Genomic DNA, 21,446 nt, shown 5'->3' with positions numbered 1-21,446 from the left:
GCAGATGTGGAACAAGCGCTTCGCCCTGGGGCTGGAGATCACCGATTTTGCCGCGAAGGCGGCGGAAATCACGGTGCGCTCGAAGTCCCGGGCGGCGATCAACCGGCACGCGGCAGAGCGGCTGCCGGACGACAGCATCCGGGAAGGCCGGATCCTGCAGAAGGAAGCGGTGGCCGAAACGCTGCGCAGCCTCATGCGGCGGCTTCAGCCCCGCACGCGCAAGGTGCACATCGCCCTGCCCGGCTCTTCGGTCATGATCCGCTTCCTGAAGCTGCCCGACCTGCCGGATAAGAAATTGCGCAAGGTGATCGAGTTCGAGCTGGAGCACCGCATTCCGCTTCCGTTCGACTCGCCGCAATTTGATTTCGTGAAGCTGGGCTCCCCCGCTCCGGCGGGCGGGGATGCGCTGCGCGACGTCATGCTGGTCGCCGCGCCGCTGGAGACGATCCGCGAGTACGCGGAGGTCGTTGCCCTGGCCGGACTCGCCGTGAAGAGCATCGAGATCCGGCCCCTGTCGCTGCTGCGGCTCATCGAGCGGACGGGACAGGCGGAACCCGGCAAAACGGTGTTGCTCGCGGATGTGGGCGACCGGATGTCCGATCTCGGGATGATCCACAACGGCGAGCTCCGGGTGGCGCGCAGCATCCCGATCGCGTTTCCCGATCCGGAGAGCGGCGATTCCGCCGCCCTGCGGCGCGCCTGCGGCGAGCTGGTCCAGGAGATCGAGCGGCTCCTGATCTTCTTCCGCTACAATCTCCGGTTCCGGGACCGCAGCATCGACCGGATTCTGCTGTCGGGAGAAGTTCCGTATCTCGAGCGGATCATGCTGGAGCTTGCCGGTTCCACGAATCTCAATGCCGAGATCAGCCTGGTCAGCGGCGAGGCGTTCCGGATGCGCACGATCGAGGCGGAGCAGGCGTTCCTGTCGCTGGCCGTGCCGATCGGGCTCGCGCTCAGGGGGATCGGGCCATGAGACCGATCAACCTCCTGCCGCGCGTGCCGCTGTCCCGCCGGCTGCTGAAGCCGGTGATCGCCGCGATCATCATGGTGACGGCGGTTGTCGCCGTCGGCATTTTCCTGTTGTATGACCAGTACCGGGACACCAACCGGATGTACGAGGCGGAGATCGCCCGCCTGGAAACGCAAATGCTGGAGCTGCTCGCATCGGAGCGGCCGCCGCGCTACGCGGACGTGACGGCGTACCGCGAGCTGGTGGAGCGGTTGGAGCGCTCCGGCCGCGATTGGGGGCCGATGTTCGAGCTGGCCGGCGGCCTGCTGCCCCGCGGCTCGTCCATCGCGTCCGTCGCGGCCGACGAGAATGGCAAGGTGACGCTGTCGGTAAGGATGTCGGACCTGGCCGGGATCGCGGCCTATTCCGCGGCGCTGCGGGAGGCCGAGCCGGTCGCGGACGCGGCGGTCGTCAGCATCCGGCTTGAATCGTCCCTGACGGCGGACGGCGCCGCCGTGCGGGCGGTCCCGGTGTATTCGGCCCTCATCGAGCTCCAACTGGCCAATCCGACCGGAACGGAGGGGGCGGGGTCATGACGGGGCGCGACCGCGACAATGGGTTGTCCGTCAAGGCCGCCGTCCGGCACGCGCACATGCCGAAACCCGTGACCGTCATGCTGCTCGCGGCGGCGGCGGCGCTGGTGCTGCTCGGCATGCTGGCCGGCTTCCTCCTGTACCCGGCCTTGAAGGAGCAGCGGGAGCTCGAGCGGCGCTACGCGGAGAAATCTTCGGCGTTGACGGCCGAAATGCAGCGGAAGGCCGCCGAGGTTGTCGATATGGACGAGCTGGCGGCGCTGCTCCGCCGGGTGCCGACACGCCCCGAGCGGGAGGCGTTCATCCTCGCCCTGCGGGAGATCGGCCGGGAGAGCGGCGTGGAGATCATCAGCCTCTCCACCGGCTCCGGAGCCGAAGTTCCGAGTGCCGAGCTTCCGGGCATCATCGGCGAACTGGCGGAGGGCATCGGCGTGACGCAGCAACCGCAGTCGTCCTCTTCCGGGCGTCAAGGCGGCAACGGGGCCTATGAGGAAATCCGCTACGAGCTGGAGATTGCGGGCACGTGGAAACAGGCGGCGGATTTCGTGCGCAGGATTGGCGAGCTGGAGCGGCTGGTGACGATTCCGGCGTGGCGCGTCGCGGCGCAGTCGGCCGACGCGTCGTGGGACTCACGGCCGATGGCGGTGACGATCACGCTGGCGCTGTACGCGGGAACCGGTTACGAAGGCAAGTTTTCCGGCGCGGAGGCCGGAATTCAAGGCGGTGATGGCGAGTGAAGGATCAGAGAGGCGCTTCGCTGGTGGAAGTGTTGGGGGCGTCCGTGATTCTGGGGATCGTCGTCGCCGCCTTTCTGGCGTTGTCGCAGCACATGGCGCTGGCCGACCGGACGGCGGATCTGGAGACGCGGGCGCTCCGGCTGGCGGAGGAGAAGCTCAGCTACGCCAGCGATCAACTTCGGAACAACAACGGCTTGCCCGCGAACCAACAGGAGGCGGACGGCTTCTCGGTCGTCTACCAGATCGCGGCGCTGGGAAGCGGGACCGATCCGGTCGCCTACAACGATCAGTCGTTCGGGCCGAAGCATCTGTCGCTGCAGACGATCGTGACGGTATCGGAGAACGGCAAGCCGACGCCCGCGCTGCTGACGGTCACCGTGTCCTGGGGGGATGCGCCGTGACGCGCGATGAACGGGGCACGACCTTGACGGAGCTGCTGGCGGCCATGACGATCACGATGATCGTGCTGGCCGTGGCGTTCTCGGTTTACTACGCGATCCACAACGCGACGACGGGCGGCATGGAGCGCTACATGGACAAGTCCGCGATGAACGGGGCGATGAACCGGCTGGCCGCCGAGCTGGCGGACGCGACGACGGTCTACGTGTCCGCGGCCGGCGACGAGATTCGCATGACCAACGGCAGCGGCGCCCGCGCGATCGTGTTCGACGCGGAGGGCGGGACGCTGACGCTGTACGCGTTCAGCGAGGGCGAATCGCCCGCGGGCAAGCTGGCGAACGTGACCGACGCCGCGATCAGACTGGCGACTCGCCCGGAACTGTACGCGAGACCGCGCGAGCTGCCGGCCGTCGTGGAGGACATCCGGCTGTACAACGCGCAGGGAGTGCCCGTCGCGGGCGCGTCCGTCGGCGGCGGGGCGGTGGTCCGGCTGGCGGTGACCTTCGTGACGAGCGACGGACCCCGCGCGGTCGAGACGGCGGTGAAGCTGTTCCATGCCTCGGCGTGACGCGGGCGGCGGATGTTTTTTCAGCGGAAGGGAAAGGAGGCGGACCGATGACGGGGGGATGGATCTCGCGGGTGAAAAATGAACGGGGCGCTGCGGCTTTCACCTACGTGTTCATGCTCGTGCTCCTGCTGGCCGTCGTCGTGCCGCTCATCCTGACACTGCTTGCGAACTCGGCGCTGGACGTTCTGACCTCCCGCAACGAGAGACTGGCGGAACGTCTCGCGCTGGGCGGGATGGAATCGGTGTTCGCGTATCTCAGGGATTATGCCGAAGACAGCGGCGTCGACCGGGGCGCGTATCTGGAAGACTATCCCGGATTCGTCGAATGGTCGTATGAGACGCCGGAGAACGTGCCGGTCCGCTACAAGGCGGAGATCTCGCCGAAAGCGCAGGGCCGGTACATCGTCACCGTGGAAGTCGAGGCGGGGGCGGGCGCGGCGAAGCGCAAGAAGACGGTCGAGTATCTGTTCGCGCCGACGATGGGGACGGCGGACCCCCATGTGGTGACGGACGATTCCCAGCGGATGGTCGTGCCGGCCGGCAACGGGACGATGTACGTGGGCGGCAGCTACGACGAGCCCAGCATCCTCAACGTCGATCCGACCAATCTGGAACAACTGTCCGAAGCGATCGGCGCCGCCATCGCGTACTATCAGGAAAACGCGTATGACGACTACGGCGGCTGGATCGATGCGTATCTTCCGATCGCCGCGCAGGCGGCCTGCACCGGCAACTGCGTGTCGGATCCGGTCTGGGAGAATTGGGCCGCGAACATGCCCGATCCGCCGGTGCTCCGGATTCCGTCCGACAATTATTGGGACGCGGTCGACGTCACGTTCGGCAGCCCGTCGAATCCGGTCGTGCTGATTCTGGAGAACAAGCCGACGTTCAACAACCTGACGATGACGGTGTACGGCACCGTGCTGTTCCCGCAGGGGGTGACCTCGAACGGCTTCAATCTGACCGTCTACGGCAACATCGCCTTCGGCGCGAGCATCTCGCCCACGACCGTGTTCAACGTGACGACGCACAAGCTGAACGGCGAGGGCGGGAATTTCTACGTGCTCGGGGAGTTCACGCCGACCAACGCCCCGAACCTGAACATCGCGGGAGACTTCTACGCGGACTACGTGCGGCTGTCCAACGCGTCCCGGATCAACATCGGCGGCAAAATGATCGTCGAAAGCGAGTTGCGGTTCCAGAACACCATGGTCGAATTCAACATTGGGCAGGACCTGCTCATCGGCTCCCTGTACACCTGCTGCACGAACCGGATTGACACGGGCGGCGACCTGCTGATCGAGGGTAGCATCACCCGGCAGAACCCGCTCGAGTTCCATTCGGGCGGCTACATCGGGGTCGGCGGCAACATCGCGGCGGCGCCCTGGCATCCGATCTACGTGGAGTCGGGAGGCGGCACCACGTCGCTCATCGTGCCGCAAGATCCGGAAGATGAAGACGAAGGCGGCGGAGGAGGCGGCAGTCCGGGAAGCTGGAATCCGGTGCGGGTCGGGTGAACGTTTTTTGGCCGCGGACGGAAGACGATGCCGTTTGCCCGGGAACATGATATAATGGACGGGATCAGCACCCGGACGGTCCAGCATGCGAGCCGCCGGGACGCCGGGAGGAGGCAGCCAATGGGCAAGGTAGTCGTGTGCGATCATCCATTGATCCAGCACAAGCTTACGATTATCCGGGACAAAAACACCATTACGAAAGATTTCCGCGATCTCGTCGGCGAGGTCGCGACACTGATGGCGTACGAGATTACGCGCGACTTGCCGCTGGCAAAGACGACGATCGAGACGCCGGTCGCGAAGATGGAATCCAGCGTGCTGTCCGGCCGGATGATCGGCCTCGTGCCGATCTTGCGCGCCGGACTCGGCATGGTCGACGGCATACTGAAACTGATCCCGTCCGCGAAGGTCGGCCATATCGGGCTGCAGCGGGACGAGGAGACGCTGCAGCCGGTGGAATACTATCTCAACCTGCCGACCGACGCGCAGGAGCGGCTGCTCATCGTCATCGACCCGATGCTCGCCACCGGCGGTTCGGCGATCGCGGCGCTGTCCGCGCTGAAGGCGCGGGGGTGCCGGCATCTGAAGCTGATGTGCCTGATCGCGGCGCCTGAAGGGGTAGAGGCGCTTCAGGCGGCGCATCCGGACGTCGACCTGTATGTCGCCGCCGTCGACGAGCGGCTCAATGAGCGCGGCTACATCGTGCCGGGGCTCGGCGACGCCGGCGACCGTCTGTTCGGCACGAAGTGATGGGAGCGTGAATGACAGCTTGGCACGACTGAAAGTGATGACGGTGTTCGGCACGCGGCCGGAAGCCGTGAAGATGGCGCCGCTCGTGCTCGAACTGCAGAAACATGAGGATGAGATAGAGACGATCATCTGCGTCACCGCGCAGCATCGCGAGATGCTCGACCAGGTGCTTGATTTCTTCGAGATCAAGCCGGATTATGATCTGAATGTGATGAAGGACCGGCAGTCGCTGGCCGAGATCGCGGTGAACGTGATCAACGGGCTCGACCCGGTGCTGAAGGAAGCGCGGCCCGATCTTGTGCTCGTGCACGGCGACACGTCGACGACGTTCCTCGCCAGCTATGCGGCGTTCCTCAACCAGATTCAGGTCGGCCACGTCGAGGCGGGCTTGCGCACCTGGAACAAGATGTCGCCGTACCCCGAAGAGATGAACCGGCAGCTCGCCGGCGTGCTCGCGGACCTGCACTTTGCCCCGACGGAATGGTCGGCCGGCAATCTCCGGCGGGAGAACAAGCCGGAGTCGTCCATCTACATAACGGGCAACACGGTGACGGACGTGTTCCAGTACACGGTCGACCCGTCCTTCAGCCACCCGGTGCTCGACTGGGCGAAGGGCCGTCGCCTGATCCTGATGACAGCGCACCGGCGCGAGGCGCTCGGCGAGCCGCACCGGAACATCTTCCGCGCGGTGAAGCGGATCGCGGACGAGTTCCCCAACGTGGCGATCGTCTACGCGGTGCACCTGAACCCGGCAGTGCGCGAGCCCGCGAACGAAATCCTCGGCGGCCACGAGCGCATCCGGCTCATCGACCCGCTCGACGTGTTCGAGTTCCACAACTTCTATCCGCACGCCTACATGATCATGACGGACTCCGGCGGGCTGCAGGAAGAAGCGCCTTCGTTCGGCGTGCCGGTGCTTGTCCTGCGCGACACGACGGAGCGGCCGGAGGGCATCGAGGCGGGCGTGCTTGAGCTCGTCGGCACGAATGAGGAGCAGGTGTACGCCGCCGCGCGCAAGCTGCTCACCGACAGGGCGGCGTACGAGCGGATGGCGGGCGCGGTGAATCCGTACGGCGACGGCCGTGCGTCCGAACGGATCGCGCAGGCGATCCTGCATCATTTCGGCCGGCGGGACAGCCGCCCGGAACCGTTCGTTCCCGAGCGGACGCCGGAGCGGGCGCGGACCGGCCCGGCGGATTGATCCGGGAGGCGGCGCAGGCAGCGGCGCGGATGCCGCTGCGATCCGGCCGCCCGCAGGATCCGCCTGAGTCTGCTCACCGGACAGGGGGGTTCGACTGGATGGTCCTCCACCTGCCGGGCAGGCCTGAAAACCGAACAGAACAACTGTAGGCTGTACGATTGCCAATGCTGGGGATGCTTGAGAAATCAATGATTTCCGTCACACGTTCACGAAATGTTCGATTCTGTCCGAATTGACAAAGCTTCTCGCTCGCGGCTAAAATATATTGGGATTAGCGGGGTACGGAGCATGAACAAGAAGAGCAAGGGCGACAATCCCTGGCGTGCTGCCGCACTTGTGGGCGCAATGGGCGTCAATGTCGCCGTGTGCATGACGGCCGGGTATTGGCTCGGCGCGCGGCTCGGCGGAACGCCCGGCTGGGTCGTTGCCGGCTTGTTGGGCGGACTTCTGGTCGGAATCCTTTCCTGTGTGGCGATGGTGAAGTTCGTACTGGGGGATTCAGATGGATGATATTTTAAAAAGAGCCGTCCGACTGTCGCTGTTCACCATGTCGGCCCTGCTGATGGCCTGGGCTCTGTACCCGGAAGGTCGAACCGTTGCCGCCGGACTGTTGCTTGGCATTTGCGGCAGTCTTGTGAATGCGTTTTTATTACGCAGACGGGTGGAAATGATCGCCCGTTCCGCTCTCGAGGGCGGAAAGCGGACAAGCCTCGGGCTGGCGGGCAGGCTGGCGGTGATTCTGCTGGCGGTCATGGCAAGCTACCGGTTCCCCGAATATTTCTCGCTTCCTGCAACATTGGCGGGTTGTTTTTACGTCCAGATCGCGGTGTTTTTCTTTGCGGCTGTACAAAATAGGGATGTCAGGAATGGAAAGGGGTGAGAATTCGACATGCACGTATTTCCTGTCGTACAGGTCGGCGGCTTCAATCTTGACCTGTCGTCCATCCTGGCTATCGTTGTTTCCGGCGTGATCGTCTTCGTTCTGGCGAAACTGGCGACGCGAAATCTGTCGATCCGCAACCCCTCCAAGCTGCAGAACTTCCTGGAATGGGTCGTGGACTTCGTTCACAACACGATTGCCAGCACCATGCCGCTTTCGAAGGTGAAGCAGTTCATCGGACTCGGGATGACGCTCATCATGTTCATCTTCGTCTCCAACCTTCTCGGTCTTCCCTTCGGCATTGTCACGGAACACCACGAGGAATTCAAACTCTTCGGTTCCACGGTTGTCTCGCAGGAGTATATCGATGAGCACGGCGGCCATGCGCATGTCGCCTGGTGGAAATCGCCGACGGCCGACATCATGGTCAACCTGGGCCTCGCGACCGTTGTGTTCTTCCTGATCCACTACCTGGGATTGAAGATGAACCGGAAACACTATCTGGCGCATTACTTCAAGCCGTTTCCGATTTTCTTCCCGCTCAACCTGATTGAGCAGGTGGCGCGGCCGGTAACGCTGGCTGTTCGTCTATATGCGAACATTTACGCGGGCGAACTGCTCATCGCGACGATTCTGTTGCTCGGAATACCCGGTATTCCGCTCCTCGCCGTATGGCAGGGCTTCAGTATATTCGTAGGCGCCGTGCAGGCGTTCCTGTTCACCATCCTGACGATGGTCTACATCTCTCAGGCCATTGTCCACGAGGAACATTGACCCCCTTTTCAAGTCCGGGGCCGGATCCGGGATTCAACCCGCCGGCCGGGCGGATGCACATAAGAATGCGAAAACAAAGTTCAGAGGAGGAAACTCTACAATGGAATTTCTGGCAGCAGCAATTGCAGTTGGTCTGGGCGCAATCGGCGCAGGTTTCGGTAACGGTATGATCGTCAGCAGAACGGTTGAAGGCATTTCCCGTCAACCGGAAGCTCGCGGCGCTCTCCAGACGACGATGTTCATCGGTGTCGGTATCGTCGAGGTCGTTCCGCTCATCGGCGTCGTTCTCGGATTCCTGATGTTCTTCCAAGCTTAAACTTCAAACCGTATATTTCACGCGGGGCGGGGACGGCGTATGCCTCCACGCCTTCTGTTTGTGTGATGCCGCGGGGGATCTGACCATCCAGGGAAAGGAGCGTTGCAGATGTCGTTCCATTGGGAATCGACAGTCATTGCGATCATCGCATTCGTTTTGCTGTACTGGCTGCTCAACAAATATGCATTCGGGCCGCTGTTCGGCGTAATGGAAAAAAGACGTCAGCTCGTCAACGAAGAGATTGAAGCAGCGGAAGCGAGCCGCCGGGAAGCGGAGCGGCAGCTCGCCGAACAGAAACGGGCGCTCGAGGAAGCGCGGAAGGAAGCGCAGGAAATTATCGAGTCCGCCCGCAGAACCAGCCAGAAACAAGCTGATGAGATTATTCAGGCCGCGCGTGAAGAAGCGAACCGCCTGAAGAATGAAGCGATCCGGGAAATCCAGAACGAGAAGAACAACGCAATTGCCGCATTGCGCCGGCAAGTCAGCGGATTGTCCGTGCAAATTGCATCGAAAATCCTCGAGAAGCAGGTTGACGGGAAGGCTCACGAGCAACTCGTTGATCAATATCTGAGAGAAGTAGGGAAAACGTCATGAGTGCGGATTCGGTCGCAGCGAAGCGCTACGCGAAGGCACTCTATGAAGCCGCGGCGCAGCAGGATCTGGTGTGGGATGTCGAGCAGCAGCTGAAGGCGCTCGTCGACGCGCTGGAACAGACGCCGGAATTCAAGGCGTTCCTGGGCTCTCCGAATATTGAAACTTCGCGCAAGATCTCGGTGCTGGAAGAGGCGCTGGCGGGCAAAACGTCCGACCTGCTCACGAGATTCATTCGTCTTCTGATCGAACGGGGCCGTCAGGCGGATCTCCCCGGCGTTTACCGCGCCTATGCCAGGATTGCCGGCGACGCATCCGGACAAGCCAGGGCGATCGTCTACACGGCGAAACCGCTTGGCGAAGCCGAACTGGCCGCGATCGCGGAGCAATTCGGCAAGGTGACCGGCAAGACGATCCGCGCGGAGCAGGAAGTCGATCCTTCGCTGATCGGAGGCGTCATGGTGCGGATCGGCGACCGTCTGTACGACGGCAGCTTGTCGGGCAAGCTCGCGCGGCTTGAAAAAGCATTGATTTCCTAAGTCTTATGGGACAGGGGTGAACCTTTTGAGTATCAGACCTGACGAGATCAGCACGCTGATCAAGCAGCAGATCGAACAATACAAATCCGATATGGAAGTCGTCGACGTCGGGACGGTTATTCAAGTCGGCGACGGGATTGCGCGCGTGCACGGCCTGGAAAAGGCGATGGCGGGCGAGCTGCTCGAGTTCGCGAACGGCGTCGTGGGCATGGCGCTGAACCTCGAAGAAAACAACGTCGGTGTCGTCATTCTCGGCCCGTACACGGATATTCGCGAAGGCGACCAGGTGAAGCGGACCGGCCGAATCATGGAAGTGCCGGTCGGCGAAGAACTGCTCGGCCGCGTCGTCAACCCGCTCGGCCAGCCGGTCGACGGCAAGGGCCCGATCGAAGCGAAACATTTCCGCCCGGTCGAATCGCCCGCACCGGGGGTCATCCACCGGAAATCGGTCCATGAGCCGATGCAGACGGGCATCAAGGCGATCGACTCGATGATCCCGATCGGCCGCGGCCAGCGGGAGCTCATCATCGGCGACCGCCAGACGGGCAAGACGACGATCGCGATCGACGCCATCATCAACCAGAAGGATACCGGTGTCAAATGTATCTACGTCGCGATCGGCCAGAAGCAGTCGACGGTCGCAAGCGTCGTGGAGACGCTGCGCCGCCACGGCGCGCTGGACTACACCATCGTCGTGACCGCATCGGCTTCCGAGCCGGCGCCGCTGCTCTATCTGGCGCCGTATGCCGGTTGCGCGATGGGCGAGTACTTCATGTACAAGGGCGAGCACGTCCTCGTCATCTACGACGACCTGTCGAAGCAGGCGGCCGCGTACCGCGAGCTGTCGCTGCTGCTCCGCCGCCCGCCAGGCCGCGAGGCTTACCCGGGCGACGTCTTCTACCTGCACTCCCGCCTGCTGGAGCGCGCCGCGAAGCTGAGTGACGAACTCGGCGGCGGTTCGCTGACGGCGCTGCCGTTCATTGAAACGCAGGCTTCGGACGTGTCGGCGTACATTCCGACGAACGTCATCTCGATTACGGACGGTCAGATCTTCCTGGAGTCCGACCTGTTCTTCGCCGGTCAGCGTCCGGCCATCAACGTCGGGATTTCCGTCTCCCGGGTCGGCGGCAACGCGCAGATCAAGGCGATGAAGAAAGTCGCCGGCACGCTGCGTCTCGACCTGGCGGCCTACCGTTCGCTGGCAGCGTTCGCGCAGTTCGGTTCCGACCTCGACAAGGCGACGCAAGCGCAACTGACGCGCGGCGCGCGGACGATGGAAATCCTGAAGCAGGGCGTCAACCAGCCGATGCCGGTCGAGAAGCAGGTCATCTCGATCTTCGCGGCCATCAAGGGCCATCTCGACGATCTGCCGCTCGAAGCGGTCGGCCGTTTCGAACGCGAGCTGCATCTGTACCTCGAATCGAACGCGCCGGAGATCGCCCAGTCGATCCGCGACACGAAGGATCTGACGCCGGAGACGGAGAACGCGCTGAACGAAGCGATCCTCAAGTTCAAGAAAAGCTTTGCCGTCTGACAGACGGATCGGATAATGAATCGGGCTAACGTGCCGGCACGAGTTCCCGCTTGAGGGCCGCGGAGCATTCCGGCGGCCTTCCGGACGGGAAAACGGCGGCGCGTTTAGCGAGCAAAGGCGGGTGAACCAGATGGCCAAGGGCATGCGCGAGCTCAAAGCGAAGATCAAGAGCACGCAGAACACGATGCAAATCACGAAAGCGATGGAGATGGTGGCGGCTTCCCGTCTCCGCCGCGCGCAGGAGGCGGCGGTCGCGGCGCGTCCGTATGCGGACAAGCTGAAGGAAGTCGTCGCCAGCATCGCTGCCGGATCGAGGGATGTCAAGCATCCGATGCTGCAGTCCCGCCCGATCAAGCGGACGGGGTATCTCGTCATCACCTCCGACCGCGGGCTGGCGGGCGGCTACAACGCGAACCTGCTGCGCAACGTGCTGAACACGATCCGTGGCAGGCACAGCTCGCCGGACGAGTACGTGCTGTTCGTCATCGGCCGCAAGGGCCGCGACTTCTTCCGCCGCCGGGGCATGGCGATCGCAAAGGAAGTGACGGGTCTGCCGGATTCGCCGACCTTCGCCGACATCAAGGCGATCGCGCAGGAAGCGGTCAAAGGATTCGAAGAAGAGCTCTATGATGAGCTTTATCTCTGGTACAACCAGTTCATCAACCCGATCACCCAGCGGCCGGTCGAGCGCCAGCTGCTGCCGCTCGTGAGCGAGGACGTGAACACGGCAGGGCCTGCCACGGCTTACCAGTACGAGCCGTCGGCCGAAGAAGTGCTGAACACGCTGCTGCCGAAGTATGCGGAAACGCTCATCTACAGCGCCTTGCTGGATGCGAAGGCGAGCGAGTTCGGCGCGCGGATGACCGCCATGGGCAACGCGACGAAGAATGCGCAGAAGATGATCCAGGTTTTGACGCTGAACTACAACCGGGCGCGTCAGGCCGCCATCACGCAGGAAATCTCCGAAATCGTCGGCGGCGCGAACGCGCTGAGCTGAACCAATCCGCGTCTTGTGCCGGCTTCATGATGCCGGGTCAGGCGCTTCAGGAGGGAACAATATGAAAAAAGGACGCGTGGTGTCCGTCACCGGTCCGGTCGTCGACATCGAGTTCGAACGCGGACAGCTGCCGGACGTCCTGAACGCGATCAAAATCGAAGCCAAGGGCGAAGGCGGCGGCCCGGACATCAACCTGACGCTGGAAGTCGCCCTTCACCTCGGCGACAACCTGGTCCGCACGATCGCCATGAGCTCGACGGACGGCCTCGTGCGCGGGATGGAAGCCGTCGACCTCGGCGGCCCGATCACGGTTCCGGTCGGCGCGCCGACGCTCGGCCGCGTCTTCAACGTGCTCGGCGAGCCGATCGACAACGCCGGCGATGTCGTTGCCGATGTCAAACTGCCGATTCACCGTCAGGCACCGGCGTTCGATCAGTTGTCGACGCAGGCGGAAATTCTCGAGACGGGCATCAAGGTCATCGACCTGCTCGCGCCGTACGCCAAGGGCGGCAAGATCGGTCTGTTCGGCGGCGCGGGCGTCGGCAAGACGGTCACGATCCAGGAACTGATCCACAACATCGCGCAGGAGCACGGCGGGATTTCCGTCTTCGCGGGCGTCGGCGAACGGACCCGCGAAGGGAACGACCTGTACCATGAAATGAAAGACTCCGGCGTCATCAGCAAGACGGCGATGGTGTTCGGCCAGATGAACGAACCGCCGGGAGCGCGTCTCCGCGTCGCGCTGACGGGGCTGACGATGGCCGAATATTTCCGCGATGAAGAAGGCCGGGACGTGCTGCTCTTCATCGACAACATCTTCCGCTTCACGCAGGCCGGTTCCGAAGTGTCCGCGTTGCTCGGCCGGATGCCGTCGGCCGTCGGTTACCAGCCGACGCTGGCAACCGAAATGGGTCAGCTGCAAGAGCGGATCACCTCAACGAAGAAAGGTTCGGTTACGTCGATCCAGGCGATCTACGTCCCGGCGGACGACTACACCGACCCGGCTCCGGCGACGACGTTCGCCCACCTCGACGCGACGACGAACCTCGAGCGCCGCATCGCCGAGATGGGCATCTTCCCGGCCGTCGACCCGCTGGCTTCCAGCTCGCGGATTCTGACGCCGGAAGTCGTCGGTCAGGAACACTACGACGTCGCGCAAGGCGTCAAGCGGATTCTGCAGCGCTACAAGGAACTGCAGGACATCATCGCGATCTTCGGCATGGACGAGCTGTCCGAGGAAGACAAGCTGATCGTATCTCGCGCGCGCAAGATCCAGAACTTCCTGTCCCAGCCGTTCCACGTGGCGGAGCCGTTCACGGGCGTGAAGGGGATCTACGTGCCGGTCAAGGAAACGGTCCGCAGCTTCAAGGAGATTCTCGAAGGCAAGCACGACGATCTGCCGGAAGCGGCATTCCGCTACGTCGGCACGATCGAGCAGGCCGTGGAGAGAGCCAAATCGCTTTAATGCGATTGGCGGGAGGGAATCTCGATGAGCACGATGCTGCTTGAAATTGTCACGCCGGAACGCATCGTCTACTCCGAGCAGGTCGACATGGTCGTCGTGCGCGGCGTGGAAGGCGAGCTCGGCATTCTGCCCAACCATATTCCGCTGGTCACGCCGCTCAAGATTGCGCCGGCGAAGATCAAGCAGGGCGGCCGGGAAAAACTGGTCGCGGTCAACGGCGGATTCGTCGAGGTCCGCAAGGACAAGGTCGTCATCCTCGCCGAGAGCGCGGAACTGCCGGAAGACATCGACGTCGAGCGGGCGCTCGCCGCGAAGGCGCGGGCGGAACAGCGGCTTCAGGCCGCGCGGCAGGAAGAGATCGACTTCCGCCGCGCCCAGCTGGCCTTGATGCGCGCCATGAACCGGCTCGAAGTCAAAAATCATCGCAATGCATAAACCGCAGTCCTGCCTGCCCGGCAGGCATGGGAAACCTGTCGGCCAGCCTGTCGGCTTCGCCGGCAGGTTTCTTGCTATTCGAAGATTTTGACAAACTCCGGCGAAGGAGGTGCCGTGCGGGCATGCTGCGCCGCTTCATGGCTTACTACCGGCCGCACAAACGGCTGTTTCTGCTCGATTTCAGTTGCGCCGTCGTTGCCGCGCTGCTGGAACTCGCGTTCCCCATGGCCGTGCAATGGGTAAGCGACGAACTGTTGCCGACGAAGGACTGGAACGCGATCGCCATCGCCTGCACCGCGCTGCTGTTCGTCTATCTGTTCGCCATGTTCATGCACTTCATCGTCGGCTACTGGGGCCACATGCTGGGCATCAATATCGAGACGGACATGCGGCAGCAGGCGTTCAACCATCTGCAGCGGCTGTCGTTTCGCTATTTCGACAACACGAAGACGGGCCATCTGATGTCGCGGATCACGAACGACCTGTTCGACATCGGCGAAATGGCGCACCACGGCCCCGAGGACATGTTCATCGCGCTGATGACGTTCGCCGGCGCGTTCGGCATCATGTGGACCGTCGACTGGCAGCTCGCGCTGATCACCTTCGCGGTCGTGCCGATTCTGGTCGTGCTGATCGCCTGGTTCAACGTGAAATTGAACCAGGCGGCCAAGCAGATGTTCGAGAACATCGCCGACGTCAACGCGCGGGTCGAAGACAGCGTATCCGGCATCCGCGTCGTGAAGTCGTTCGGCAACGAGACCTACGAGATCGAGCGGTTCCGGCGCAACAACGCCGGGCTGCGCAGGGCGAAACTGCGCGCGTACCTCGCGATCTCGCTCAGTTCGTCCGGCATGTACATGCTGAACCGGATGATCATGCTGATCGTGCTCGTCGCCGGCGCCTGGTTCGCCTATCAGGGCCGCATCACCTATGGCGAGCTCGTCGCGTTTCTGCTTTACGTGCAGGTGTTCCTGAAGCCCATTGACAAGATCAACGCGCTGATGGAAATGTATCCGAAGGGCATGGCCGGCTTCCGTCGGTTCTGCGATCTGATCGACACGGAGCCGGACGTGAAGGACGCGCCTGACGCGATCGACGTGCCGTCGCTGCGCGGCGACATCGAATTCCGGAATGTGACGTTCGGTTATGAACCGCACACGAAGGTGCTGCGGAACGTTTCCTTGAAGATCCGCGCGGGCGAGACCGTCGCGCTGGTCGGCCCTTCCGGCGCCGGGAAATCGACGATCTGCAGCCTCATCCCGCGCTTCTACGATGTGGACGAGGGTGAAATCACGATCGACGGCATTCCGATAAAAAAGATGACGCAGCATTCGCTGCGTTCGAAGATCGGCGTCGTGCAGCAGGATGTCTTCCTGTTCAACGGCACGATCCGTGAGAACATCGCCTACGGCAAATTGGGCGCGTCCGAAGCGGAGATCATGGAGGCCGCCCGCCGGGCGCATCTCGGGGACATGATCCGCGAACTGCCGGACGGGCTCGACACCGTCATCGGGGAGCGCGGACTGAAGCTGTCCGGCGGTCAGCGGCAGCGGCTCGCGATCGCGCGGATGTTTCTGAAGAATCCGCCCATACTGATATTGGATGAAGCGACATCGGCGCTCGATACCGAGACGGAGCGGATCATCCAGCAGGCGTTGGAAGAGCTGGCAGCCAATCGGACGACGATCGTCATCGCCCACCGGCTGGCGACGATCCGCGGCGCGGACCGCATCTTCGTCGTCAGCGGCGACGGCATCGCGGAGGAAGGACGGCACGAAGAACTGCTGGCGCAAGGCGGCATTTACGCGCGGCTGCACCGGGCGCAGTTCGGCGAGACGCTCGTCACCTGAACTGCCGCGCGGCCGTGCCCCGTCAACTCGGTCATAGACGGGGCACCCCCCTTTTGCTATAATTGGTAAGGTAAATTCGCGGCCGGGCCATCCGCCGGCCGCCCCATACCGATCCTGCGCACGGAGGCGAACGTATGGAGAAATACGTCAACAGCTACGTGATCGTGGTCATTTTTGTGATACTGGGCATCCTGCTTCCGATCGTTGCGCTCGGGCTGGGCCGCCTGCTCCGCCCGCACAAGCCGACGCAGGAGAAGCAGACGACGTATGAAAGCGGGAACGAGCCGGTCGGCGAAGGACAGGCGCGCTACAACATCCGGTATTACCTGTACGCCTTGATGTTCGTCATATTCGATGTCGAAACCGTTTTCTTGTATCCCTGGGCCGTTGCTTACAATCAGCTCGGCCTGTTCGTGTTGATTGAAATGTTGATCTTCACGGCTCTGCTTCTGGTGGGGCTGTTCTATGCCTGGAAGAAGAGGGTGCTGAAATGGGATTCGATCTGGAACAGGTGAGGCCTGAAGAGCACGAAGAGCTGAAGCGCAACGTGCTGGTGACATCGCTGGAACAACTGAAAGGCTGGGCGCGCAGCCACTCGATGTGGCCGCTGACGTTCGGTCTGGCCTGCTGCGCCATCGAGATGATGGGCACGGGCGGGGCGCACTACGACCTTGACCGGTTCGGCGTCTTTTTCCGTCCGTCGCCGCGTCAGGCCGACGTCATGATTGTCGCGGGGACCGTCACGAAGAAAATGGCTCCGCTTCTGCGCCGTCTGTACGAGCAGATGCCGGAACCGAAGTGGGTCATCGCGATGGGATCGTGCGCTACCGCGGGAGGTCCCTATGTCCGTTCGTACTCCGTCGTCAAGGGCGTCGACCAGATCGTACCCGTCGACGTCTACATTCCGGGCTGCCCGCCGAATCCGGCGGCGCTGATCTACGGAATCAACAAGCTTCAGGAGAAAATTCGTTACGAGGCGAAGACCGGGAAGCAGGTGACGAATCGGTGAGCGAAGAGAACAAGCGCGAGGCAGGCCGGCAGGAAGAAACGGCGGCTGCGGAGCAGCAATCGCCGCCCGCTGCGGAGCAGACGGAGCCGGCGGCCGCGGAACAGCGGGAGCCCGCGAATACGCAGGAAGTCTCCGGCACCGAGCCCGCCGGCGCGGGCGCGGAGCATCCGAACCAGCCGCAGCCGGATACGATGCCGGAACATCCGGATGCATCGGCATCCGACAAACCAGCTGAACCGGCTGAACCGGCTGCGCCCGCTGCGGCGAATGCGGATGCGCCGTCCGCCCCTGCGGGCGAAGCCGCGGGAGCCGGGGCGGTGGATCCCGAGCGCGAAGCGAAGATCAAGGCCGCGCAGGAAGCGCGCGCCAAACGCCTGGCGGCGAAAGCCGCTGCCGGCGGTGAAGCGGCGCCCGGAGACGCAGAGCCTGCGGAGCCGAAGCCGCCGTCGCCGAAGCAGCCTTGGCTCGACGAAGCGGTCGAGCTGCTGAAATCCGAAGTGCATCCGGAAGCGGTGGAAGAAGCGGTGATCAACGAGCTGGCGGGCGACATGCCGACGATCACCGTGAAGGCCGAACACTGGCGCGCCGCTGCCGAGCTGCTGAAGAGCCATGAGAAGCTGGGCTGCAACTATCTGCGCAATGTGACCGGCGTCGATTACGAGGCGCATATGGAAGTGGTCTACTTCGTCATCAATCTGGAGACGAAGCGCGAATATGCCATCAAGATCCGCACGGATCGCGAGCAGCCGTCCGTTCCGTCGGCGGTGCCGGTATGGCCGTCGGCGGATTGGCCCGAGCGTGAGATCTACGACCTGCTCGGCGTTGATTTTCCCGGCCACCCGGACCTGCGCCGCATCATGATGCCGGACGACTGGGTCGGCCATCCGCTGCGCAAAGACTACGTTCCGCTCGATCCGGAGGTGTGACGCGTGATCCGTACCGAAGAACTGCTGCTGAACGTCGGGCCGCAGCACCCGAGCACGCACGGCGTTTTGCGCATCGTCGTGAAGCTGGACGGCGAAGTGATTACGGAAGCAACGCCTGTCATCGGATATCTGCACCGGGGCACGGAGAAACTGGCGGAAAGCCTGAACTACACCCAGATCATCCCGTACACGGACCGGATGGATTACGTGTCCGCCATGACGAACAACTACGTGCTCGTGCACGCCGTCGAGAAAATGATGGGCATCGAGGTGCCGGAACGCGCCGAGTTCCTGCGCCTTATTGTGATGGAATTGCAGCGCGTTGCGAGCCATCTCGTCTGGTGGGGCACCTACCTGCTGGACCTGGGCGCGCTCAGCCCGTTCCTGTTCGCGTTCAAGGAACGCGAGATGATCATCGACCTGTTCAACGAATTGTGCGGCGCGCGGCTGACCTACAACTATATGCGGGTCGGCGGCGTGAAGTGGGACGCGCCTCCCGGCTGGATCGACAAGGTGCGCGACTTCGTGCCGTACATGGAGAAGCAGCTCAAGGAATACGAGCGGCTCGTCAGCGGCAACGAAATTTTCCTCGCGCGGGTCAAGGGGATCGGCAAGTACGACGCCGAAACGGCGATCGCCTACGGCCTCTCCGGCGCGAATCTCCGCTGCACCGGCGTGAAATGGGATCTGCGCAAGAACGAGCCCTACTCGTTGTACGACCGGTTCGAGTTCGACGTGCCGGTAGGCACGAACGGCGATTGCTATGACCGGTACATGATCCGGTTCGAGGAGATGCGCCAGTCGCTGCGCATCCTGAAGCAGGCCGTCGAGCAGTTCCCGTCTTCCGGCGAGACGATGGGCAAGGTGCCCCGCGCCATTCGGCCCCCGGCGGGCGAGACGTACGTCCGGATTGAATCGCCGCGCGGCGAGATCGGCTGCCACATCGTCTCGAAGGGCAAGGCCGAGCCGTACCGCCTGAAGTTCCGCCGGCCTTCGTTCATGAATCTGCAGATTCTGCCGAAGCTGCTCGTCGGCGAGACGATGACGAACCTTATTGCGATTCTGGGCGGTGTGGACATTGTCCTCGGGGAGGTCGACTGCTGATGAGCGATTGGGTGGAACAACCGCTTACCTGGGGGAACGTCCTGATCTACGCCGTGCTGGCGGTCGTCTTCCTCCTGCTCATTCTCGGCTATGTCACCTATGCGATCCTGTTCGAGCGGAAAGTGCTCGGCTGGATGCAGTTCCGGCACGGGCCGAACCGTCTCGGACCGTGGGGGCTGCTGCAGACGGTGGCGGACGTTCTCAAGCTGCTGATCAAGGAGGACACGATTCCGCGCAAGGCGGACCGCGCGCTGTTCATTCTCGCGCCGGCGCTCTGTTACGCGCCGTCGTTCGCGGTGCTGGCGATCATTCCGTACACCCGCGAACTGTATTTCGCCGATCTGAACGTCGCCATCGTCTACTACGCGGCGCTGTCCGCCATCTCGACGATCGCGATCGTGCTCGGCGGCTGGGCATCGAACAACAAATATTCGCTGCTCGGCGGCATGCGCTCGGCGGCGCAGATGATCAGCTACGAAGTGCCGCTGATCCTCTCGATCGTCGGCACGGTCATGATGACCGGAAGCATGAGCCTGCGGCAGATCGGCGAGGCGCAGGGCGACTGGTTCTGGGAGTGGAATTTTCTTCCCCAGATTATCGGCTTCGGCGTCTTCATCGTCGCCGCGGTATCGGAGCTGAACCGTTCGCCGTTCGACCTGCCGGAGGCCGAATCCGAGCTGGTCGCCGGCTACCACACCGAGTACAGCGGCTTCCGCTTCGCGTTCTTCATGCTGGCGGAATACGTGTACATGTTCGCGATCGCGGGCCTCGCGTCGGTGCTGTTCCTCGGCGGCTGGCATCCGCCGGCGCCGTTCCTTGATTTCGTACCGGGCATCATCTGGATGATCCTGAAGATGGCCTTCGTCATCTTCTTCCTGTTCTGGCTTCGGGCGACGATGCCGCGCGTGCGCGTCGACCATCTGATGGGATTTGCCTGGAAGGTGCTGGTGCCGCTGGCGATCCTGAATGTGTTCGTGACGGCGGTCTGTCTCGAGCTTTTCATCAAAGGGTAACGGGGGGTTAGGGCCATGAAAGGTTTGATCCAGGGTCTGGGCGTTACGCTCAAGGCGATGACGACGAAGAAGGTCACCTATGCCTACCCGGACGTTCCGCTCAAGATGCCGGACCGGTTCCGCGGCGTCCAGCATTTCGAGCCGGACAAATGCATCGTCTGCAACCAGTGTGCGCGCATCTGCCCGACAGAGTGCATCACGCTGGTCGGCAAGCCGAATCCGGATCCCGAGAAGAAAGGCAAAGTGATCGATACCTACGACATCAACTTCGAACTGTGCATCCTGTGCGATCTGTGCACCGAAGTGTGTCCGACGGAAGCGATTGTCATGACGAACAATTTCGAACTGGCGGCATACAGCCGCGACGAACTGTTCAAGGATCGCGAGTGGCTGGAAAACAACAACACGAACGTCCGGCAGGACAACAACAACATCGGCGCGCCGCAGAGAGGGGGCGCGAAGTAACCGATGAGCGGGTTCTACATCAACTGGTCCGGCGAACTGGTTGCGTTCTTCGCGTTCGCCGTCATCATGATCGTCGGCGCGGTGCTGATGCTGACGCTGACGAAGGTCGTCCACATGGTGGTGTCGCTGGCGGCCGTCTTCCTCGGGCTCGGCGGCATGTTCGTCGTGCTGGAAGCGGAATTCGTCGCCTTCGTGCAGGTGCTCATCTACGCGGGCGCCATCACGATTCTCATGATCTTCGGCATCATGATGACGCACCACCAGGCCGTGCAGCATGAGCCGGCAAGACCGGTGCACGAGATCGTGTCGGCCGTCGCGTCGATCCTGCTGTTCGGCATGCTGTTCTACGCGATCCGTACCACGGAATTCGAGCCTTCGGCTCCGCCGCTGCAGGCCGGAGTCGACAACGCGATGGAGATCGGCAAGCAGCTCTATACGCAGCACGTCATCCCGTTCGAGCTGGTGTCGGTTCTCCTGACGGTCGCGTTCATCGGCGCGATCGTGATCGCGAAGAAGGAGGCGGAGTAGACGTGCTGTCATCGTACCTGACCATGGCCGCCATTCTGTTCTGCATCGGACTGTACGGCGCGCTGTCGAAACGCAACGCCGTCATCGTGCTCATGTCGGTGGAGCTGATGCTCAACGCGGTGAACCTGAATCTGGTCGCCTTCTCGAAATACGGCGTCTTGCCGTCGCTCACGGGTCAGATTTTCTCGCTGTTCACCATCTCGGTGGCGGCCGCCGAAGTGGCGGTCGGCGTCGCGATTCTGATCGCCCTGTTCCGCGCGCGCGGCGTGGTGAACGTCGATGAATTCAACGAGATGAGGAGGTAGC

Annotated in this window: 27 protein-coding genes; all 27 read left to right on the top strand. The window is 62.8% G+C overall.

The window, feature by feature from the left end; translation table 11 throughout:
- Positions 1-4: 4 nt before the first annotated feature.
- The 27 genes from pilM (at position 5) to nuoK (ending at position 21,445) form a co-directional block, all read left to right on the top strand.
- On the top strand, positions 5-973 hold the full coding sequence (gene pilM, locus THECO_RS18850; protein WP_015256601.1) for a type IV pilus biogenesis protein PilM: 969 nt from the start codon (positions 5-7) through the stop codon (positions 971-973).
- Positions 970-1,545 carry a PilN domain-containing protein gene (locus tag THECO_RS18845; RefSeq protein WP_015256600.1) on the top strand — a complete coding sequence of 192 codons (576 nt, stop codon included), beginning with the start codon at positions 970-972 and terminating at the stop codon, positions 1,543-1,545. The genes pilM and THECO_RS18845 overlap by 4 nt, the downstream gene beginning before the upstream one ends.
- Positions 1,542-2,279, top strand: coding sequence for a type 4a pilus biogenesis protein PilO (pilO, locus tag THECO_RS18840; RefSeq protein ID WP_015256599.1), 738 nt, complete (start codon positions 1,542-1,544; stop codon positions 2,277-2,279). The genes THECO_RS18845 and pilO overlap by 4 nt, the downstream gene beginning before the upstream one ends.
- Complete coding sequence (locus tag THECO_RS18835; protein WP_015256598.1) at positions 2,276-2,680, top strand: type IV pilus modification PilV family protein; 405 nt, start codon at positions 2,276-2,278, stop codon at positions 2,678-2,680. The genes pilO and THECO_RS18835 overlap by 4 nt, the downstream gene beginning before the upstream one ends.
- Positions 2,677-3,246, top strand: a complete 570-nt coding sequence (locus THECO_RS18830; RefSeq protein ID WP_015256597.1) for a PulJ/GspJ family protein — start codon at positions 2,677-2,679, stop codon at positions 3,244-3,246. Before THECO_RS18835 ends, THECO_RS18830 begins: the two co-directional genes overlap by 4 nt.
- Positions 3,247-3,293: 47 nt before the next feature.
- Complete coding sequence (locus THECO_RS18825; RefSeq protein WP_015256596.1) at positions 3,294-4,763, top strand: hypothetical protein; 1,470 nt, start codon at positions 3,294-3,296, stop codon at positions 4,761-4,763.
- A 120-nt stretch (positions 4,764-4,883) separates the two neighbouring features.
- The gene (upp, locus tag THECO_RS18820; RefSeq protein ID WP_015256595.1) at positions 4,884-5,513 is read left to right on the top strand and encodes a uracil phosphoribosyltransferase; all 630 of its coding nucleotides are present in this window, start codon (positions 4,884-4,886) and stop codon (positions 5,511-5,513) included.
- A 19-nt stretch (positions 5,514-5,532) separates the two neighbouring features.
- Positions 5,533-6,714, top strand: a complete 1,182-nt coding sequence (gene wecB, locus THECO_RS18815; RefSeq protein ID WP_015256594.1) for a non-hydrolyzing UDP-N-acetylglucosamine 2-epimerase — start codon at positions 5,533-5,535, stop codon at positions 6,712-6,714.
- A gap of 288 nt (positions 6,715-7,002) precedes the next feature.
- The gene (locus THECO_RS18810) at positions 7,003-7,224 is read left to right on the top strand and encodes a DUF997 family protein (protein WP_015256593.1); all 222 of its coding nucleotides are present in this window, start codon (positions 7,003-7,005) and stop codon (positions 7,222-7,224) included.
- A complete protein-coding gene (locus THECO_RS18805) occupies positions 7,217-7,594 on the top strand; it encodes an ATP synthase subunit I (protein ID WP_015256592.1) in 378 nt (125 codons plus the stop codon). Before THECO_RS18810 ends, THECO_RS18805 begins: the two co-directional genes overlap by 8 nt.
- A 9-nt stretch (positions 7,595-7,603) precedes the next feature.
- Positions 7,604-8,368, top strand: coding sequence for a F0F1 ATP synthase subunit A (atpB, locus tag THECO_RS18800; RefSeq protein ID WP_015256591.1), 765 nt, complete (start codon positions 7,604-7,606; stop codon positions 8,366-8,368).
- 100 nt (positions 8,369-8,468) lie between these two features.
- Positions 8,469-8,684 carry a F0F1 ATP synthase subunit C gene (gene atpE, locus THECO_RS18795; RefSeq protein ID WP_015256590.1) on the top strand — a complete coding sequence of 72 codons (216 nt, stop codon included), beginning with the start codon at positions 8,469-8,471 and terminating at the stop codon, positions 8,682-8,684.
- A 108-nt stretch (positions 8,685-8,792) separates the two neighbouring features.
- Entirely contained in the window at positions 8,793-9,278 is a 486-nt protein-coding gene (atpF, locus tag THECO_RS18790; protein WP_015256589.1) for a F0F1 ATP synthase subunit B, read from the top strand.
- Positions 9,275-9,814 (top strand): F0F1 ATP synthase subunit delta, encoded by a 540-nt coding sequence (locus THECO_RS18785; protein WP_015256588.1) that lies wholly within the window; start codon positions 9,275-9,277, stop codon positions 9,812-9,814. Before atpF ends, THECO_RS18785 begins: the two co-directional genes overlap by 4 nt.
- Positions 9,815-9,839: 25 nt before the next feature.
- Positions 9,840-11,348, top strand: a complete 1,509-nt coding sequence (gene atpA, locus THECO_RS18780) for a F0F1 ATP synthase subunit alpha (RefSeq protein ID WP_041853992.1) — start codon at positions 9,840-9,842, stop codon at positions 11,346-11,348.
- A gap of 130 nt (positions 11,349-11,478) precedes the next feature.
- Positions 11,479-12,345 (top strand): ATP synthase F1 subunit gamma, encoded by an 867-nt coding sequence (gene atpG, locus THECO_RS18775; protein WP_015256586.1) that lies wholly within the window; start codon positions 11,479-11,481, stop codon positions 12,343-12,345.
- A gap of 61 nt (positions 12,346-12,406) precedes the next feature.
- Complete coding sequence (atpD, locus tag THECO_RS18770) at positions 12,407-13,810, top strand: F0F1 ATP synthase subunit beta (RefSeq protein WP_015256585.1); 1,404 nt, start codon at positions 12,407-12,409, stop codon at positions 13,808-13,810.
- A gap of 24 nt (positions 13,811-13,834) precedes the next feature.
- Positions 13,835-14,245, top strand: a complete 411-nt coding sequence (locus THECO_RS18765; protein WP_015256584.1) for a F0F1 ATP synthase subunit epsilon — start codon at positions 13,835-13,837, stop codon at positions 14,243-14,245.
- Between the two features lie 122 nt (positions 14,246-14,367).
- The gene (locus THECO_RS18760) at positions 14,368-16,095 is read left to right on the top strand and encodes an ABC transporter ATP-binding protein (RefSeq protein ID WP_015256583.1); all 1,728 of its coding nucleotides are present in this window, start codon (positions 14,368-14,370) and stop codon (positions 16,093-16,095) included.
- A 134-nt stretch (positions 16,096-16,229) separates the two neighbouring features.
- The gene (locus THECO_RS18755; RefSeq protein ID WP_015256582.1) at positions 16,230-16,610 is read left to right on the top strand and encodes an NADH-quinone oxidoreductase subunit A; all 381 of its coding nucleotides are present in this window, start codon (positions 16,230-16,232) and stop codon (positions 16,608-16,610) included.
- Positions 16,586-17,104, top strand: coding sequence for a NuoB/complex I 20 kDa subunit family protein (locus THECO_RS18750; protein WP_015256581.1), 519 nt, complete (start codon positions 16,586-16,588; stop codon positions 17,102-17,104). The genes THECO_RS18755 and THECO_RS18750 overlap by 25 nt, the downstream gene beginning before the upstream one ends.
- Complete coding sequence (locus THECO_RS20755) at positions 17,101-18,030, top strand: NADH-quinone oxidoreductase subunit C (RefSeq protein WP_015256580.1); 930 nt, start codon at positions 17,101-17,103, stop codon at positions 18,028-18,030. The genes THECO_RS18750 and THECO_RS20755 overlap by 4 nt, the downstream gene beginning before the upstream one ends.
- Before the next feature lie 3 nt (positions 18,031-18,033).
- The gene (locus THECO_RS18740; RefSeq protein ID WP_015256579.1) at positions 18,034-19,134 is read left to right on the top strand and encodes an NADH-quinone oxidoreductase subunit D; all 1,101 of its coding nucleotides are present in this window, start codon (positions 18,034-18,036) and stop codon (positions 19,132-19,134) included.
- Positions 19,134-20,147, top strand: a complete 1,014-nt coding sequence (nuoH, locus tag THECO_RS18735; RefSeq protein WP_015256578.1) for an NADH-quinone oxidoreductase subunit NuoH — start codon at positions 19,134-19,136, stop codon at positions 20,145-20,147. Before THECO_RS18740 ends, nuoH begins: the two co-directional genes overlap by 1 nt.
- Before the next feature lie 15 nt (positions 20,148-20,162).
- Positions 20,163-20,612, top strand: coding sequence for an NADH-quinone oxidoreductase subunit NuoI (gene nuoI, locus THECO_RS18730; RefSeq protein ID WP_015256577.1), 450 nt, complete (start codon positions 20,163-20,165; stop codon positions 20,610-20,612).
- A gap of 3 nt (positions 20,613-20,615) precedes the next feature.
- Positions 20,616-21,140, top strand: coding sequence for an NADH-quinone oxidoreductase subunit J (locus THECO_RS18725; RefSeq protein ID WP_015256576.1), 525 nt, complete (start codon positions 20,616-20,618; stop codon positions 21,138-21,140).
- A 2-nt stretch (positions 21,141-21,142) separates the two neighbouring features.
- Positions 21,143-21,445, top strand: a complete 303-nt coding sequence (nuoK, locus tag THECO_RS18720) for an NADH-quinone oxidoreductase subunit NuoK (RefSeq protein WP_015256575.1) — start codon at positions 21,143-21,145, stop codon at positions 21,443-21,445.
- Position 21,446 lies beyond the last annotated feature (1 nt).

Source organism: Thermobacillus composti KWC4 (assembly GCF_000227705.2).
Lineage (GTDB): Bacteria > Bacillota > Bacilli > Paenibacillales > Paenibacillaceae > Thermobacillus > Thermobacillus xylanilyticus.
Note: the sequence above shows the minus strand (reverse complement) of the source record. Positions and strands in the feature narration are given on the sequence as shown.